Genomic DNA, 16688 nt, shown 5'->3' on the forward strand with positions numbered 1-16688 from the left:
TTCGGGTGCGCCCCGAGAAGAAGACTGTCGCATCCGCCGTTCAGTTCCCTCCGCACCGGCCTGCGGAAAACCCGTGGCATGCCTCCATCGGCCGGTACTAGTGTCCTGCGCTTCGGTGCCGGGCGGCGGAGGGGGTGGGGTGTGGGCGCGGGGCGGCTGTACGCGGCGGTCGTCGCGGGCGGGTTCCGGCGGTACGCGACGTACCGGGCGGCCACCGCGGCCGGGGTGTTCACCAACACGGTGTTCGGGCTGATCCTGGTGTACACGTACCTGGCGCTGTGGGCCGAGCGGCCGTCGCTGGGCGGCTACGACCAGGCGCAGGCCGTCACCTACGTGTGGGTGGGGCAGGCGCTGCTGTCGACGCTGGCCATCGGGGGCGGGGGCGCCGAGACCGAGCTGATGGAACGCATTCGTACGGGCGACATCGCCATCGACCTGTACCGGCCGGCCGACCTCCAGCTGTGGTGGCTGGCGGCGGATCTGGGGCGGGCGCTGTTCCAGGCGGTGGGGCGGGGCGTGGTGCCGTTCGCGTTCGGGTGCGTGTTCTTCCCGGTGAGCCTGCCCGGGGACGTGGGCACCTGGCTGGCGTTCCTGGTGGCGCTGGGACTGGCGATGGTGGTCGGCTTCGGCATCCGGTTCCTGGTGGCGCTGTCGGCGTTCTGGCTGCTCGACGGGGTGGGAGTGACGCATCTGGCGCTGCTGGTCGGCATGTTCTGCTCGGGGATGATCCTGCCGCTGAACGTCTTCCCGGGTGCCCTCGGCGAGGTGGTGCGGCTGCTGCCGTGGTCCGCGCTGCTCCAGGCCCCGGCGGACGTGCTGCTGGGGGAGGCCGATCCGGCGGGGGTCTTCGTCTTCCAGGCGGGCTGGGCGGTGGTGCTGCTGGCGGCGGGGCGGCTGGTGCAGGCGGCGGCGACGCGACGGGTGGTGGTGCAGGGTGGCTGAGGGCGGGGCCGGGGCCGGGGCGCGGGCCGCGGGGGAGCGGGGTGCGGCGGCCCCGGCGGGCGAGGCGTTCCCGGCGGGCGGCGGGGACGGCCGGGTGCGGGCGGGGCTGCGGACGTACGGGCTGATCGCCGGGATGTGGATCAGGTCGACGATGGCCTACCGGGCGTCCTTCGCGATGACGGTGGGCGCGAGTTTCGCGGTGACCGGGCTGGACTTCGTCGCGATCTGGCTGATGTTCTCCCGGGTGGACGCGCTGGGCGGCTGGTCGCTGCCCGAGATCGCGTTCCTCTACGGGCTGTGCGGGGTCTCCTTCGGGCTGGCCGACCTGGCGATCGGGTCGATGGAGCGGCTGGGGCGCCGGGTGCGGGACGGCACCCTGGACACCCTGCTGGTGCGCCCGGCGCCGGTGCTGGCGCAGCTGGCCGCCGACCGGTTCGCGCTGCGCCGGGTGGGCCGGGTGGCGCAGGGCGGGCTGGTGCTCGGCTACGCGCTGGCGGCGCTGGACGTCGGCTGGACGCCGCTGAAGGTGCTGCTGATGCCGGTGACGGTGGTGAGCGGCGCGGCGATCTTCGCCGCGGTGTTCGTGGCGGGGGCGGCGTTCCAGTTCGTGGCGCAGGACGCGTCGGAGGTGCAGAACGCGTTCACCTACGGCGGGGCGACGCTGTTGCAGTACCCGCCGGTGGTGTTCGGGCAGGAGATGGTCCGCGGGGTGACGTTCGTGCTGCCGCTGGCCTTCGTCAACTGGGTGCCCGCGTCGTACGTGCTGGACCGGCCGTACCCGCTGGACCTGCCCGGCTGGACGGCGTTCGCGGCACCGCCGGTGGCGGCGGGGTGCTGCGCGCTGGCGGGGCTGGCGTGGCGGGCGGGCCTGCGTTCCTACCGGAGTACGGGGAGTTGAGGGGAGTGGACAGCGGCGTGGACGACGAGGGCTTCATCCGGCTGGACGGCGTCGAGAAGGTCTTCGACGTACGGAAGCGGACCGGGTTCCTGCGGCGGGAGCGGCGCGAGGTGCGGGCCGTGGACGGGCTGTCGTTCACCGTGGCGCGCGGCGAGATGGTGGGGTACATCGGCCCGAACGGCGCCGGCAAGTCGACCACCGTCAAGATGCTCACCGGCATCCTCACGCCCAGCGGCGGGACGCTGCGGGTGGCGGGCATCGACCCGGCCCGCGAGCGGACCCGGCTGGCCCGCCGGATCGGCGTCGTCTTCGGGCAGCGCACGACGCTCTGGTGGGACCTGCCGCTGATCGACTCCTACCGGCTGGCGCACCGCATGTACCGCATCCCCGACGCCCGTTACCGGGAGAACCTCGACCGCTGCGTCGCACTCCTCGACCTGGGCGCCCTGCTCGACGTGCCGGTGCGGCAGCTCTCCCTGGGGCAGCGGATGCGCGGCGACATCGCGGCGGCGCTGCTGCACGACCCGGAGGTGCTCTACCTCGACGAGCCGACCATCGGCCTGGACGTGGTGTCGAAGGCGAGGGTACGCGGCTTCCTGCGGGACCTGAACGCGGAGCGCGGCACCACGGTCCTGCTCACCACGCACGACCTGACGGACATCGAGCAGCTCTGCTCCCGGGTGATGGTGATCGACCACGGACGCCTGATGTACGACGGTCCGCTCGCCGGGCTGCACGAGGCGGGCGAGTCCGAGCGGACCCTGGTGGTGGACCTGGAGCGGGAGCTGCCGCCGATCGACGCGCCCGCCCCGGCCCGGGTGGTCCGGGTGGAGGGGCCCCGGCAGTGGCTGGCCTTCCCGGCGTCGGCGTCGGCGGCGGACCTGGTCGCGCGGGTCGCCGCGGCCTACCCGCTGGTCGACCTGTCGGTGCGGGAGCCGGACATCGAGGCGGTGATCGGCCGGATGTACGCGGAGCGGGCGGGCGCGTGAGCCGCGCCGGCCGGGCCCCGCGGGGCGTAGTGCCGGGCGCGCCGGAATCGTAGGCTGTCGTCCGTGACCGACGACACCCCGGACCTCCGCGCCTCCGACGCCGACCGCGACCGGGTCGCCGAGGTCCTGCGGGACGCCCTCGCCGAGGGGCGGCTGGACATGGCCGAGTTCGAGGAGCGGCTGGACGCGGCCTACGCGGCCCGCACCTACGGCGAACTGGCGCCGCTCATCAGGGACCTGCCGGCCGGGGCGGCGGCGACCGAGGTGCCGACGGCCGGGGCGCCGGCCGGGACGGGGGGCCGGGCGGGGCGGATCACCGGCGGCGAGGGCTCCTCCGCGTGGGCCGTGGCCGTGCTCTCCGGGTTCCAGCGCAAGGGGCGCTGGCGGGTGCCGAAGCGGTTCAACTGCTTCGTGTTCTGCGGCGGCGGGGAGATCGACCTGCGCGAGGCGGACTTCGCCGGCCGGGAGGTCGTCGTCAACTGCGTGGCGATCATGGGCGGGGTGAACGTGGTCGTGCCGCCCGGCGTCGAGGTGCACGTCCGCGGCCTCGGCGTGATGGGCGGCTTCGACCAGGGCGAGGAGGGCGTGCCGGGCGACCCGGGCGCCCCGCGCGTGATCGTGACCGGGTTCGCCTTCTGGGGCGGGGTCGGGGTGGAGCGCAAGGTGACCCGGGCGGAGCGGCGGCGACTCAAGGAGGAGCGGCGCCGGGAGCGGCTGGAGCGCGGGGAGGCGCGCAGGGGACTGGACGCCTCGGCGCGCGACGACGTGCGGGACGTCCACCGGTGGATGCCGGACGGCCACCGCGCGATGCCGGACGGCCACCGGGACGGTCGCGGTGACCACGGCGACCGCCAAGAGCGCCGCCCGCGCGGGGAGGACTGAGCGCGCGGCGGGGAGCCCGAGCGTGCCGCCGGGGCTCAGAGCCGGGCCGGTGCCGCCCCCTTCAGGTCGTCCAGGTCGACGGCCTGTGCCATCCGCGCGTACCCCTGGTCACTGGGGTGCAGATGGTCCCCGCAGTCGTAGTCGGCGCGCAGCCGGCGCGGGTCGTACGGGTCGCGCAGCGCCTTGTCGAGGTCGGCGACCGCGTCGAAGACCCGGCCGGCGCGGATCTCCGCGTTGATCCGCTGCCGTACCGCCTCGCGGGCGTCGCTGTAGCCGCGGTGGCCGCCGAACGGCATCAGGGTCGCGCCGGTCACCTTCAGGCCGCGGGCGTGCGCGCGGGCGACGAGGGCGCGCAGCCCGTCCAGGATCGCGTCGGGGTCGGCGAGGGCGGAGGAGCGCAGGATGTCGTTGACACCGAGGTCGATCACGACGGCCCGGACATTGGTGCGGCCGAGGACGTCCCGGTCGAACCGGTCCAGGCCGCTGGGGTTGTCGGCGGGACCGCCCCGGCCGCCGGCCTGTCCGCCGGTCAGCACCCGGTTGCCGCTGATCCCCTGGTTGACGACGCTGTAGCGCGGCACGTCCCGGCCCTGCTCGACCGCCGTGCGCAGCCGCGCCGCCAGGACGTCGGTCCAGCGCCGGTTGGTGTCGGGCGTGGAGGTGGCGCCGTCGGTGATCGAGTCGCCGAGGACCACGACGGTCCCCTCGGCCTCGTTGCTGAACAGGTCCAGCGCGCTCAGGTAACGCCAGTAGGGGGTCGGGGTGTAGCCGGCGCCGGTGGTGTCCTCGGTACGGTCCCCGGTGGCCAGGTAGCTGGTCTGCCGGGCGTGCGGGTGGTAGGTGACCGGCCCGGAGGGGCTGGGGGAGTACGTGGTGACCAGGACGTCGGACCCGTAGGGGACCCGGAGCCGTACGGCGTCGCTCAGCACCTGGCCGCCGGCCGGGACGACGACCCGGGCCGCACCGGAGAAGGTGAGCCGGCGCAGGGTGCCGTCGGCGACCGCGGCGCCGCCGCCGCTGTCGGCCAGGGCGAGGGTGGCGTGCGTGATGGTCAGCGGGGTGGTGCCGTAGAGGTTGGAGAGGGTGACGCGGGCACTCGTGCCGCCGACGCCGGCGTGCACGACGTTGCGGACCGAGCGGCCGGCCAGGCCCTTGGCGGCGGTGCCCGGTTCGGCGGCGGCCGGGGAGGCGGACCAGGCGCCGACCCAGGCGCCGGTGGAGGCGGGCGCGGCGGCGCCGGGCGGGGCCTGCCCGGCCGGCCCGGACGCACGGCCACGGGTGCCGTCGTCGGCCGCGACACCGACGTATATGGCGACGGACAGGGCGACGACCGCCGCGAGGACGGCGGCGAGCAGCGCGCGCTGCCGGCCGGGCCGCGGCTCGGACCGCTGGGTGGGTGGGATGGGGGGTACCGGTGGTACCGGGGGTACCGGGGGTACACGGGTCGCCCCCGCGCCCGCGTCATGACCGTGGGTCATGTCGTGCTGGTCTCCTCGGGAGATGGGAGCCCGAGGCTCCGATCTGACGATCCCATGATGCGTCATGGGCTGGGGGACGCGAGCGGGCCCCGCCCGTGCTCCCCCTCCGGACAGACGCCGGGAACTTGTGTTCCGTTCCAGGAGTCGGTCAGGAAGGGACAATGTGTGAGGGATCACCGGACGGGTGGAGCGGATGGTACGGACGAGAAATGACAGCCCCGGCGATACGGGAGGTGCCGGTGGGCAGCAGGCCCCGCCCGGCGCCACGGCGAACGGCGCGGCGGCGGCGGTGAACCGCACGGCGGCGACGGTGAACCGCGCGATGAACACCTTCAGCCCCGCCGACGAGGAGAAGCGGCGCGGCGTGCGCCGCATGAAGCTCACCGCCACCGGCCTGCTGCTCCTCGTCGCCCTGGTCTACGTCCTCGCCGAGCTGGCCGCCCACCACGGCGCCGGCGCCTGGGCGGGCTATGTCTCCGCCGCCGCCGAGGCCGGCATGGTCGGCGCGCTCGCCGACTGGTTCGCGGTGACCGCCCTCTTCCGCCACCCCCTGGGCCTGCCCATCCCGCACACCGCGATCATCCCGAAGAAGAAGGACCAGCTCGGCGTCTCGCTGGGCGAGTTCGTCGGGGAGAACTTCCTCTCCGAGGACGTCGTACGGCAACGGCTGCGGGCCGTCGGCATCGGTTCCCGGCTCGGCGCCTGGCTCGCCGTCCCCGAGCACGCCGACCGGGTGACGGCCGAGCTGTCCGCCGCGCTGCGCGGCGCGCTGACCGTGCTGCGGGACTCCGACGTCCAGGCCGTGGTGGGGGAGGCGATCACCCGCCGGGCCGGCGCCCAGGAGATCGCGCCCGGCGTCGGCAAGATGCTGGAGCGGATCGTCACCGACGGCGGCCACCGCCGGGCCGTCGACCTGGTCGTCACCCGCGCCCACGACTGGCTGGTGCTGCACGCCGACTCGGTGATGGACGCGGTGCAGGGCGGGGCGCCCGGCTGGACGCCCCGGTTCGTCGACAAGCGGGTCGGCGAGCGCGTCTACAAGGAGCTGCTGCGCTTCGTCACCGAGATGCGGGACATGCCCGCCCACCCCGCGCGCGGCGCCCTGGACCGGTTCCTGGCCGACTTCGCCGCCGACCTCCAGTCCGACACCGAGACCCGGGCCCGGGTGGAGCGGCTGAAGACGGAGGTGCTGGGCCGCGGCGAGGTCCAGGACCTGATCGCGTCCGCCTGGACGGCCGTACGGTCCATGATCGTCTCGGCGGCCGAGGACGAGCGCAGCGAACTGCGCCTCAGGGTCCGCGCCTCGCTGCTGTCGCTGGGTGCCCGGATGGCCTCCGACACCAAGGTGCAGGGCAAGGTCGACCAGTGGCTGGAGGGCGCGGCCGTCTACGTCGTGACCACCTACCGGCGTGAGATCACCTCGCTGATCACGGACACCGTGGCGAGCTGGGACCCCGAGCACACCACGAAGAAGATCGAGGCCAACATCGGCCGCGACCTCCAGTTCATCCGGATCAACGGCACGGTGGTCGGCTCGCTCGCCGGGCTGCTGATCTACACGGTCTCCCGCATGCTGGGGGCGTAGCGTCCCTCGCGGCGGCGGGCGTGTTCCCTCCGGTGCCGGGCAGACGGGGGGACGTCGCTCGACGGAGAGGGAGCCCATGACAGCAGATTCGTCGCCGGCCCCGGTGCCCGCCGCCACCGGAACCGTCACCACGGCCGTGCCCGCCCGCCTGGACCGGCTGCCCTGGTCACGCTGGCACTGGATGATCGTGATCGGCCTCGGCACCGTCTGGATCCTGGACGGCCTGGAAGTCACCATCGTCGGCAACGTGGCCGGCCGCATCGCCGAGGACGGCAGCGGCCTGGACATCAGCGCCGCGCAGGTCACCGGTCTGGCCGCCGCCCTGTACGTGGCGGGCGCCTGCGCCGGTGCCCTGTTCTTCGGCTGGCTGACCGACCGCCACGGCCGCAAGAAGCTCTTCATGGCGACCCTGGTGGTCTACCTCGCGGCGACCGCGCTGACCGCCCTGTCCTTCGAGTCCTGGTGGTTCTTCCTCTTCCGGTTCCTCACCGGATTCGGCATCGGCGGCGAGTACGCGGCGATCAACTCCGCGATCGACGAGCTGATCCCGTCGAAGTTCCGCGGCCGGGTCGACCTCATCATCAACGGCAGCTACTGGCTCGGCGCGATCGGCGGCTCGCTGCTGTCCATCGTCATGCTGAACACCGACATCTTCCCCATGGAGTGGGGCTGGCGGCTCAGCTTCGCCCTCGGCGTCGTCCTGGGCCTGGTGATCCTGCTGGTCAGGCGGCACGTCCCGGAGAGCCCGCGCTGGCAGTTCATCCACGGGTACGGCGATGAGGCCGAGGGCCTGGTCTCCTCCGTCGAGCGGGAGATCGAGCGGGAGAAGGGCGGGAAGCTGCCGCCGCCGGCCGGTGAGATCACCATCCACCAGCGCAAGAGCATCGGCTTCGGCCTGATCGCGAAGACCGTCTTCGGCAAGTACCCGCGCCGCGCGGTCCTGGGCCTCTCCCTCTTCATCGGGCAGGCGTTCCTCTACAACGCCATCACCTTCGGCTTCGGCACGATCCTCATCACGTTCTTCGACGTGCCGACCGGCCACACCGGCTACTACTTCGCCGTCATCGCCGCGGGCAACTTCCTCGGCCCGCTGCTCCTCGGCAAGCTGTTCGACACGGTCGGCCGGCGGATCATGATCTCGTCGACGTACCTGCTGTCGGGTGTGCTGCTGTTCGGCACGGCCTGGCTCTTCGACCGGGGTTCGCTGACGGCGACGACGATGACGGCGTGCTGGTGCGTGGTCCTCTTCTTCGCCTCGGCCGGCGCGTCCAGCGCGTACCTGACCGTCTCCGAGGTCTTCCCGATGGAGACCCGCGCGATGGCCATCGCCTTCTTCTACGCCCTCGGCACCGCCGCGGGCGGCATCAGCGGCCCGCTGCTCTTCGCCGACCTCACGGAGTCCGGCGTGGTCGGCGACACGGTGTTCGCCTTCCAGATCGGCGCCGGGCTGATGTGCGCGGCGGGCATCGTCGCGGCGTTCCTCGCGGTCAAGGCGGAGCGGCGCTCGCTGGAGGACATCGCGGAGCCGCTGTCGGCGGCGGGGGCGGGGACGTCGGGCGGGGCGCCCGGCGGGACGCCGAAGACGCCGGGGGCGGCTCCGGCGTAGGGCGTGCGGAGGGCCGGCCCGGCGCGGAGCGCCACAGAGCCGGTCCCCGGTGGGTGGAGCCGGTCCCCGGTGAGCGGGGGCCGGCTCAGCCGCGTCGGTCGGCGACCGCCCAGGACGCCAGCGCGACCGCGCCCGCGACCCCGAGGACGGACGGCCAGGCGCCGACCTTCCTGGCCAGCGGGTGCGACCCGGCGAACGCCGCGACGTACGCCGCGCCGAGCGCCCCCGCGGCCTTCCCGCCGGCCCGCCGCCGCCACTGCGCCGCCGCGACCGTGCCGGCGGCGGCCAGCACCACGCCGCCGAGCTGCCGCTTCCTGGTCCAGCGGGCCACGCCGTACCCGCCGACGAGCCCGCCGGCGGCCACCAGCGCGCTGGGAACCTTCGCCATCGTTGCCTCCTGGGGCAGTAGCCGTGCGTTCGGTGTGCGTCCTGTGGCTGTATCTGTCCTGCCGAGGCTAGTCCCCACCTGCGGCCTTCCCCTTACCTGAGCCCAGGCTTGTCAACTTTCCTCCGGCGAGCTATATAAGAAGGCGTACCGAGGGCATCGCACAGACCCTGTGGAGAGGAGAGACCTGTGATGCTCATGCGCACCGACCCCTTCCGCGAGTTCGACCGGCTCGCCCAGCAGGTCTTCGGCACCAGCACCGCCCGCCCGTCGGCCATGCCGATGGACGCCTACCGGTCCGGGGACGACTTCGTCGTCCACTTCGACCTCCCCGGCATCGACCCCGAGACGATCGAGCTGGACGTGGAGCGCAACGTCCTCAACGTCCGGGCCGAGCGCAGGTCCCCCGCCCCCGAGGGCGCCGAGACCGTCGTCGCCGAGCGCCCGACCGGCACGTTCACCCGGCAGCTCTTCCTCGGCGACACCCTCGACACGGACCGCATCGACGCCTCGTACGACGCGGGTGTCCTCACCCTGCGCATCCCGGTCGCCGAGCAGGCCAAGCCGCGTCGCATCCAGATCACCGGCGGCGGCGACCGCAAGCAGATCCGCGGCTGAGCGGTCCGCCGCAGCGTCCCGCGGGTGCCGGGTGCCGGGTGCCGGGTGCCGGGTGCCGGGTGCCGGGTGCCGGGTGACGGGTGACGGGGGCGGGGTGTGGGGTTGCCGGGTTCCGGGGTCCGCTCCGGTGGCGGGCACCGGGCGCCACCACCGGTCACCGGTACCGGGTGCCGACGCCCGGTGCCACACACCCGCACCGGCGCCCGCCCCGCCCCGCCCTCGCCCCGCCCCCGCACCGGCCCCCGCCCGTTCCGGCCCGCACACCGGCACCCCATTTCCCGGCGCCGCGTGTCAACCGGCACCGGGTGTCAAGCACCGAATACCGGGTATCGGGACCCGGAATCCGAACCCGGATACCGAACGCCAGGCACCGGACCGCGGGACGCGCCCCTCGCCGCCCGTACCCGTCCGAAACGGAGGAGCAGCCCACAGATGACCGTGACGACGATGCCGAGCACGACCGCGACCCCGCGCCCGGCGGCGACCACGACCCCCAAGGCCACCGCGACCGCGGCCCCCAAGGCCACCGCGACCGGGACCCCCACCGCGACCGCGGCCCCGAAGGCGACCACGGCCGCGACCCCCAAGGTGACCGCCCCCCGGACCCCCGCCCCGGCCGAGGCCCCCGCGGGGACCCGCCCCGCCTGGGCCGCCCTGGTCGAGGAGGTCCGCGAGGCCGGCCGCTACCCCACCCGCGCGGAGGCCGAACGCGTCACCCGCATCGTCCTCTCCGCCCTCGGCGGCCACGTCATCGGCGACGAACGCGTCGATCTGGCCCAGGCCCTGCCGGAAGAGGCCGCCCGGGTGGTCGCCTCGCAGATCCCGGCCACCCGTCCGCTGACCGCCGCCGAGTTCGTCGACTCGGTCGCCGCCCGTATCGAGGGCGCGACCCCGGCGACCGCCCGCTGGGACGTCAGCTCCGTGCTCAGCGTCCTGCCGTCCCTGGTCGGCGACGACCTGATCACCCGCGTCCTGGACCGCCTCCCCTCCGGCTACGCCCTCCTCTTCGGCCGCGCCGACCTGACCCCGGCCGCCTGAGCCACCCCGCACCCCGCCCCTCCCGTACGGGACCCCGTACGTCTCCCGTACGGGACCGACCCCCGCGCGGGCCCCGCCTCCCCGTACGGGACCCCCGTACATCCCGCAGGGCACCCCCGTACACCGACGGCATCCCCCTCCCCTCGTCCGTCTGCCGCCCACCGGCAGGGCGTCCGAAAACCGGCCACCGTCACCCCGTCGTTCGCCGAAGCGCTGGCGGTGGCCGCCGCCCCGGGGCGATGCTGGGCCCGGCGCCCGCCCGTCGCCGGGCGGCGGGCGAAGCCGCCGAGGGGGACGTACCGTGACCGAGGTCAGCATCGTGGTGCCCGTCTACAACGCCGGCCCCTACATCGAACGCTGCGCCCCCTCACTCCTCGGCCAGACCCTCGGCCGCGACGCCTACGAGATCGTCTACGTCGACGACGGCTCCACCGACGACTCGCCCGCCCGCCTCGACGCCCTGGCGGCCCGCCACCCCGGCCACGTACGCGTCGTCCACCAGGAGAACTCCGGCTGGCCCGGCAAGCCCCGCAACGTCGGCGTCCGCCTCGCCCGCGGCGCGTACGTGCAGTTCGTCGACCAGGACGACGAACTCGCCCCGGACGCCCTCGAACGCCTCCACCGCCTCGCCGTCCGCAACGGCTCCGACATCGTCCTCGGCCGGGTCACCGGCACGATGGCCGGCCCCAGCAACGTCTTCAAACGCACCGTCGAGCGCTGCACGGCCGCCGACGCGCCGCTCTTCGAGAGCCTGACCCCGCACAAGATGTTCCGCCGCGCGTTCCTGCTGGAGCACGGCATCGAGTTCCCCGAGGGCCGGGTCCGCCTGGAGGACCAGGTCTTCATGGCCCGCGCCTACGTCCGCGCCGGCACCGTCTCCATCCTCGGCGGACGCCCCTGCTACCTCTGGAACCGCCGCGAGGACGGCGGCAACACCAGTTCCCGCCCCACACCCCCGGAGACGTACTACGGCCATCTGCGCACCGTCGTCGAGGAGATCAGGGCGGGCACCGAGCCGGGCCCCCTCCAGGACCACCTCCTGCGCCGCTCCTACCGCGTCGAACTCCTCCGCCCGGTCACCGAACCCCGCGTCCTGCAACGCACCGGACCCGCCCTGGAGCGCTACTTCACCACCGTCCGCGACCTGGCCCGGACCGCCTACCCGCCGGGCGTCCGCGACGGCTTCCCGGCCCTCACCCGCCTGCGCGCCACCCTCCTGGAGGAGGGCCGCCTCGACTCCCTGGTCGAACTCGCCCGCCGCACCCGCCACATCCGGCCGCACGTCACCCTGGACGCCGTCCGCCGCGACCGCTCCGGCCGGCTGCTCCTCACCACCACGACCACCCTCCTGCGCCCCGACGGCGAGCCCCTCACCCTCCACGAACGCTACGGCCGCCTCCTCCTCGACCCCGACCTCCTCACCGGCATCGAGGGCGCCGAACACTGGGACGTCCCCCACCCCCTCGCGTACGCCACCGGCGAACTCCTCGTCCACGACCGCGCCCACGACCGCTGGTGGTTCCCCGACGCCGACCTCACCGCCGGCCTCCGCGCCCTGGGCCCCGGCCGCCACCAGGTCGTCGTCTCCGGTACGACGGCCATCGACCCGGCGACCCTCGCCGACGGCGACCCCGTCCCGCCGGGCACCCACCTGGTCTGGGCCTCGGCCCAGCTCCTCGGCATCGGCCGCCGGGCCCGCCTCCCCGCCGGGTCCCGCCCCCGCCCGCCCGCCGTCCGCACCGGCACCCCGCCCCGCCTGGTCCTGGCCACCCGCACGGCACCCCACGACCAACTGGCCCTCACCGCCGGCGCCCCGCACCGCACCTCCCTCCCCGACCACCTCCTGCTGCGCACCACCGCCTCCCCCCGGGCCCGCCGCACGGCCCGCACCGTCCTGGACCGCCTGCCGCCCCCCGTACGGGCCCGCGCACTGCCATTGGCCCGCCGGATCACCCGAACGAGTGCATCACCTGGTACACAACGCACCCCTTGATCGTTGGGACCTCCGGCGAACCCGCGTACGACGACAAGGAGAACGCATGCACGCGCAGGAGACCGACCTGGGCACGCACGAGGAACGCGACGGGCGGGCAGGTGAGGGCGCGCCCCGCACGGCCGTGGTGGACGGCGCCCGCGTGGCCTACTGGCAGGCGGGACCGCCCGATGGCGAACCGATCCTGCTGCTGCACGGCTACCCGGCCAACCACCTCTGCTGGCGTCACCAGATCCCGGCCCTCGCCCGCACCCACCGGGTCATCGCCCCCGACCTCCTCGGCTGGGGCGCCTCCGACCACCCCTTCCACCTGTCCTTCGACTACGACACGGAGGTCGCCCGCGTCGGCCGCCTCCTGGACGCCCTCGGCATCGACTCGGTCAACCTCTTCGGCCACGACTACGGCGGATTCCTCGCGCTCGGCTTCACCCAGACCCACCCCGGCCGGGTCCGCCGCCTGGCCCTCCTCAACAGCCGGGCGCACGCCTCCTTCACCACCCCCTGGTACACCGTCTTCACCCTCCTCACCCTGACCGGCCGCGCCCCCGCCCTGCGCGTCGCCGCCCGCCGGCTCCCCTTCACGGCCCTGCACCGCAGCGCCTTCAAGCCCCTGCTGCGGGACGGCCACCTGGACGAGGCGACGCTGGCCAGCTACACCGACTGGATGAGGACGACGGAGGGCAGCCACCGGCTCCTGCACTTCTTCTCCCACTACCGCACGGCCCCCCGCCCCGAACTCCGCCACCGCGCGGCCGGCATCACCTGTCCGACCGCGATCGTCTGGGGCCGCCAGGACACCTACCTCAGCCCCCGGATCGCCACGGACCTCGCCGCCCGCATCCCCACCGCCGAGCTGACCATGCTCGACGACGCGGGCCACTGGCTCCTGGACTCCCATCCCGACACCACGACGGCGGCCCTGTCCCATCTCCTCACCCGCCCGACGTGACCCGGGCCACACCCGCCCCCGTCACACTCCCGTCCGCCCCTCCGTCATGTCTGCGTACGGACCGACGGCGCACGCCGCGCCACCCAGCAGACCGGAGCCAGCCATGACCACGACGACCGAGACCACGACGACGCCTCACCCGGAAGCCCGCCTGAACCTCTTCGCGAACCCCCTCACCCGGAAGTTCTTCGGCCACCTCACCACGGCGGTCCGGGCTCTGGGCGACTCCACCCTCCCCGCCGCCACCGCCGAGCTGGTCAAGATCCGCGCCAGCCAGATCAACGGCTGCGGCATGTGCCTCGACATGCACACCAAGGAAGCCATGGCGGCCGGCGAGACCCCGCTCCGCCTCAACCTGGTCGCCACCTGGCGCGAGGCCACGGTCTTCACGGAAGCCGAGCGCGCGGCCCTCGCCCTCACCGAGGAGGGCACCCGCCTCGCCGACGCGTCCCCCGGCGTGACCGACACGACCTGGTCCAGGGCGGCCGAGCACTACGACGAGGACGAACTGGCGGCCCTGATCACCCTGATAGCGGTGATCAACATGTACAACCGCTTCAACGTCATCGTCCGCCAGCCGGCGGGCGGCTACGAACCGGGCATGTTCGGCTGACCGGCAGTGGCCGCCCCGTCCCGCACCGGGCGGCCACTGTCAGTCCCCCTTGCTTTGATGGGCCCACCGACACGGCGGAGGGGACTTCATGGGCACCTGGGGCAGCGGCAACTTCGAGAGCGACACGGCACTGGACCACCTGTCACTGGTCACCGACCGGCTCGTCACCGACATCACCGACGCGATGACCGGCGACCCCGTCGCTCTCGAACCCGACGAGTACTGGGGCGTCGCCGTCCCCTGCAATGTGGAACTCCTCCACACCCTCGCCCAGGCAGGCCGCACCACGGGCCTCCCGGCCCCGGAGACGATCGAGTCCTGGAAGCGGACCTTCATGGCCATCTGGGAACGCGCCATCGACGAACTGGAACCCTCCCCGGCCCACAAGGAGCAACGCCGCGCGGTCCTCCACCGCACCTTCGACGACCTGACGGAGGACGCCCGCCGGGAAGCGGCCCACTGAGACCGGCGTCCACCCGGACGCCGAAGGGCCGCGTCGCGACGGGGGAGCGCGACGCGGCCCGATCAGGGCCGTTTCGAACGCCGCACCTCGTCCTTGACGGCGCGGATCGCCCGTACGGCCTTGATCATCTTGGCCGACAGTCCCGGGACCTGATCGGCGAGGTAACCGAGGACGGTCACACCTCCCGCGATCGAGCCGACAGCGACTGCCGCCCAGCCGGCAACTTCCATGAACCCCTCCGAGAGCACCAACGATGGGAGCGGCCCGAGAGCTCTCACTCTCCGGCTCCCCCGAGGGCCCCGCGTCGATCAATGGGGTCAGGAGGATGTTGCAGGCCTATCCACCATAGCCACGGACCTCATCGGGAGGGAGAGGTTTCGCGCAGCCCGTCACCGCGCACCGCACGCACGAAGACCCCCCAGGCCGACGCCCCCACCCCTGTCACCAACGCGTCACCGACCTTGGTGTCCCGCAGGAGCACCCGGTCACCGGCGTACGCGCATTCCACGCACTCCCCACCCGCGCCGTTGCTGTACGACGACCTGACCCACCGCGCCGGCGCCACGGCACCGTCCACACCTTCGTTCCTCACCGCGCGTACTCCTTCACGACGTTCTTGACGAACTCGGTCGTTCGTCGGGGACTCAGAGCCGCTGCCCTCAACTCGTCGAAGGCGCGCGTGTACTCCCGCACATGCGGCTCGCCCTCCAAGTACATCGCATCGGTGATGCCGTCCCGGTACACGATGTCGGGGTCCTCGGGGTCGGGAAAGCCGAGCATGGTGAACGGACCCGTGGTCGGGCAGGTACCGGCGTCGAAGGGGAGCACCTGCATGGTCACACCGGGCCGCTCCGCGACCTCCAGTACGTGCTCCAACTGCTCTCGCATCACCTGTCGGTCGCCCATGATCCGGCGCACCACGGCCTCGCTCATCACGAACCAGGAATCCGGCCCGTCGGCGCCCGTGAGCATGGCCTGCCGCTCCAGCCGCACGCGTACGGCACGGTCGATGTTCTCGGGGGACATGTACGACCCGCAGGTGTGCAGTTCACGCGCGTACGCCTCGGTCTGCATGAGTCCCGGCACCACTTCACACTGGTATTGGCGGATGGTCGAGGCGTCCTGCTCCAGACCGATGTAGATGGAGAACCATTCCGGCACCCCCGACCCGTGCACCTGCCACCAGCCACGCGTCTTCGCCTGCCGAGCCAGCGACTTGAGGAACTCACGCAACTCGTCGCTCGTGCCGTAGAACCGGCACAACGCGTCGATGTCGGAGGGCTGCACCCGCCCGCTGCCGGTCTCCATGCGGTTGACCTTCGAACCGCTCCAGTCGAGCGCGGCTCCGACCTGTGCGCAGGTCAACCCGTTCTTCTCCCTGAGCTTCTTCAGCTCGATGGAGAGACGACGACGGCGTGCCGTCGGTGATCCGGCCATCGGAACTCCCTTGTGCGGTAAGGGTCCCAGTCTCCGACTCCCGCCCGGTGATCTCCAGTCACTCGATGGTGGGAATCCCCCGGTGCACATTGCATCACGGGATTGGCTCACGTCATTCTGGCGAGGACGGACCGGCTAGCGACGGAGGTCGCACGTGATTCCCAGTACATGCGTGGTGCGGATGCCGTGGATCGTGGATTTCCTGGCCACGGAGAAGGAGGTGCGAGTCCTACGACGCGGGGTGCGGGCGCAGCTCGATCGCTGGGGCCTGCCGCACCTGGCGGACGACGCACAGCTCTGCGTGAGCGAACTGGTGGCCAACGTCATCGGTCACGTCGGCCCGGGAACGCCGACGACCCTGATCCTGCTGCCGGACGACGAGTTCCTGCGCATCGAGGTCCACGACCCGGATCCCCGCGCACTTCCCACGCTCATGACGGCGGACGCGGAGTCGGAATCGGGCCGCGGCCTGGCCCTCGTCACAGCCGTCACCGACCGTTGGGGCGTGCACCTCCTCGCCGGGAGCAAGGTGACGTGGTGCGAGCTGGTCAAGGCGCCCGACCCCACGGTGACGGACCGGGACCGACCCCCGTCCCCGTGGTCGGCGAGGGCCGAGGCGGTCATCGACCTCTACCGCCCGACACCCCGGCACCCCGTCGGCCGACTGGGCGCCGCCCACGCGGAGGAGACGGCGATCTCGGTCATCACCGACCTCCTCCACTGGCTCCGCGCTCACGGACGCGACGCGGACGACGTGCTGGACCGCGCTCTGATGCGCTTCGAGAGCCGGGCGCCCGGCGCCGGCGGGTGAC

General features: G+C 73.4%; 18 protein-coding genes. 13 read left to right on the plus strand and 5 right to left on the minus strand.

Annotation, left to right across the window (positions count from 1 at the left end; translation table 11 throughout):
- Nucleotides 1-141 precede the first annotated feature (141 nt).
- The 4 genes from Sdagh_RS28220 (at nucleotide 142) to Sdagh_RS28235 (ending at nucleotide 3711) form a co-directional block, all read left to right on the plus strand.
- The gene (locus Sdagh_RS28220) at nucleotides 142-942 is read left to right on the plus strand and encodes an ABC transporter permease (protein WP_226535906.1); all 801 of its coding nucleotides are present in this window, start codon (nucleotides 142-144) and stop codon (nucleotides 940-942) included.
- Nucleotides 935-1840: an ABC transporter permease gene (locus Sdagh_RS28225; RefSeq protein ID WP_372478478.1), complete on the plus strand. Its 906-nt coding sequence runs from the start codon at nucleotides 935-937 to the stop codon at nucleotides 1838-1840. The genes Sdagh_RS28220 and Sdagh_RS28225 overlap by 8 nt, the downstream gene beginning before the upstream one ends.
- Nucleotides 1837-2829 (plus strand): ABC transporter ATP-binding protein, encoded by a 993-nt coding sequence (locus Sdagh_RS28230; RefSeq protein WP_370594889.1) that lies wholly within the window; start codon nucleotides 1837-1839, stop codon nucleotides 2827-2829. Before Sdagh_RS28225 ends, Sdagh_RS28230 begins: the two co-directional genes overlap by 4 nt.
- Nucleotides 2830-2892: 63 nt before the next feature.
- Nucleotides 2893-3711, plus strand: coding sequence for a DUF1707 SHOCT-like domain-containing protein (locus tag Sdagh_RS28235; protein ID WP_190077287.1), 819 nt, complete (start codon nucleotides 2893-2895; stop codon nucleotides 3709-3711).
- Nucleotides 3712-3746: 35 nt separating this feature from the next.
- Here the strand turns inward: Sdagh_RS28235 and Sdagh_RS28240 are convergent, their stop codons facing one another.
- The gene (locus Sdagh_RS28240; protein WP_190077288.1) at nucleotides 3747-5189 is read right to left on the minus strand and encodes an SGNH/GDSL hydrolase family protein; all 1443 of its coding nucleotides are present in this window, start codon (nucleotides 5187-5189) and stop codon (nucleotides 3747-3749) included.
- A gap of 193 nt (nucleotides 5190-5382) precedes the next feature.
- Here Sdagh_RS28240 and Sdagh_RS28245 point away from each other — a divergent pair, with 193 nt between their 5' ends.
- The gene (locus Sdagh_RS28245; RefSeq protein ID WP_190008228.1) at nucleotides 5383-6774 is read left to right on the plus strand and encodes a DUF445 domain-containing protein; all 1392 of its coding nucleotides are present in this window, start codon (nucleotides 5383-5385) and stop codon (nucleotides 6772-6774) included.
- Nucleotides 6775-6850: 76 nt separating this feature from the next.
- Entirely contained in the window at nucleotides 6851-8380 is a 1530-nt protein-coding gene (locus Sdagh_RS28250) for an MFS transporter (protein WP_190007479.1), read from the plus strand.
- An 85-nt stretch (nucleotides 8381-8465) separates the two neighbouring features.
- Here Sdagh_RS28250 and Sdagh_RS28255 read toward each other — a convergent pair whose 3' ends face one another.
- Entirely contained in the window at nucleotides 8466-8768 is a 303-nt protein-coding gene (locus Sdagh_RS28255; RefSeq protein ID WP_190007481.1) for a hypothetical protein, read from the minus strand.
- A gap of 189 nt (nucleotides 8769-8957) precedes the next feature.
- Here Sdagh_RS28255 and Sdagh_RS28260 point away from each other — a divergent pair, with 189 nt between their 5' ends.
- The 6 genes from Sdagh_RS28260 to Sdagh_RS28285 all read left to right on the plus strand — a co-directional run bounded on the left by Sdagh_RS28260 (nucleotide 8958) and on the right by Sdagh_RS28285 (nucleotide 14439).
- Nucleotides 8958-9383 (plus strand): Hsp20/alpha crystallin family protein, encoded by a 426-nt coding sequence (locus tag Sdagh_RS28260; protein WP_189420096.1) that lies wholly within the window; start codon nucleotides 8958-8960, stop codon nucleotides 9381-9383.
- A gap of 588 nt (nucleotides 9384-9971) precedes the next feature.
- Nucleotides 9972-10421, plus strand: a complete 450-nt coding sequence (locus Sdagh_RS28265; RefSeq protein ID WP_190077347.1) for a DUF2267 domain-containing protein — start codon at nucleotides 9972-9974, stop codon at nucleotides 10419-10421.
- A gap of 301 nt (nucleotides 10422-10722) precedes the next feature.
- On the plus strand, nucleotides 10723-12414 hold the full coding sequence (locus Sdagh_RS28270) for a glycosyltransferase family A protein (RefSeq protein ID WP_190077289.1): 1692 nt from the start codon (nucleotides 10723-10725) through the stop codon (nucleotides 12412-12414).
- A gap of 46 nt (nucleotides 12415-12460) precedes the next feature.
- The gene (locus Sdagh_RS28275; protein WP_189420100.1) at nucleotides 12461-13363 is read left to right on the plus strand and encodes an alpha/beta fold hydrolase; all 903 of its coding nucleotides are present in this window, start codon (nucleotides 12461-12463) and stop codon (nucleotides 13361-13363) included.
- A gap of 103 nt (nucleotides 13364-13466) precedes the next feature.
- Nucleotides 13467-13976 (plus strand): carboxymuconolactone decarboxylase family protein, encoded by a 510-nt coding sequence (locus tag Sdagh_RS28280; RefSeq protein WP_190077290.1) that lies wholly within the window; start codon nucleotides 13467-13469, stop codon nucleotides 13974-13976.
- A gap of 88 nt (nucleotides 13977-14064) precedes the next feature.
- On the plus strand, nucleotides 14065-14439 hold the full coding sequence (locus Sdagh_RS28285; protein WP_189420104.1) for a DUF4259 domain-containing protein: 375 nt from the start codon (nucleotides 14065-14067) through the stop codon (nucleotides 14437-14439).
- 62 nt (nucleotides 14440-14501) lie between these two features.
- Here Sdagh_RS28285 and Sdagh_RS28290 read toward each other — a convergent pair whose 3' ends face one another.
- From Sdagh_RS28290 to Sdagh_RS28300, 3 genes are all read right to left on the minus strand, one after another.
- Nucleotides 14502-14669, minus strand: coding sequence for a hypothetical protein (locus Sdagh_RS28290; RefSeq protein ID WP_190007489.1), 168 nt, complete (start codon nucleotides 14667-14669; stop codon nucleotides 14502-14504).
- Between the two features lie 128 nt (nucleotides 14670-14797).
- Entirely contained in the window at nucleotides 14798-15031 is a 234-nt protein-coding gene (locus tag Sdagh_RS28295; protein WP_226535917.1) for a DUF397 domain-containing protein, read from the minus strand.
- A complete protein-coding gene (locus Sdagh_RS28300; protein ID WP_190007491.1) occupies nucleotides 15028-15876 on the minus strand; it encodes a helix-turn-helix domain-containing protein in 849 nt (282 codons plus the stop codon). The genes Sdagh_RS28295 and Sdagh_RS28300 overlap by 4 nt, the downstream gene beginning before the upstream one ends.
- 154 nt (nucleotides 15877-16030) lie before the next feature.
- Between Sdagh_RS28300 and Sdagh_RS28305 the strand changes: the two genes are divergently transcribed.
- A complete protein-coding gene (locus Sdagh_RS28305; RefSeq protein ID WP_226535919.1) occupies nucleotides 16031-16687 on the plus strand; it encodes an ATP-binding protein in 657 nt (218 codons plus the stop codon).
- The last annotated feature ends 1 nt before the right edge of the window (nucleotide 16688 follow it).

The sequence above is a fragment of the Streptomyces daghestanicus genome, assembly GCF_020521275.1.
GTDB lineage: Bacteria > Actinomycetota > Actinomycetes > Streptomycetales > Streptomycetaceae > Streptomyces > Streptomyces griseoviridis.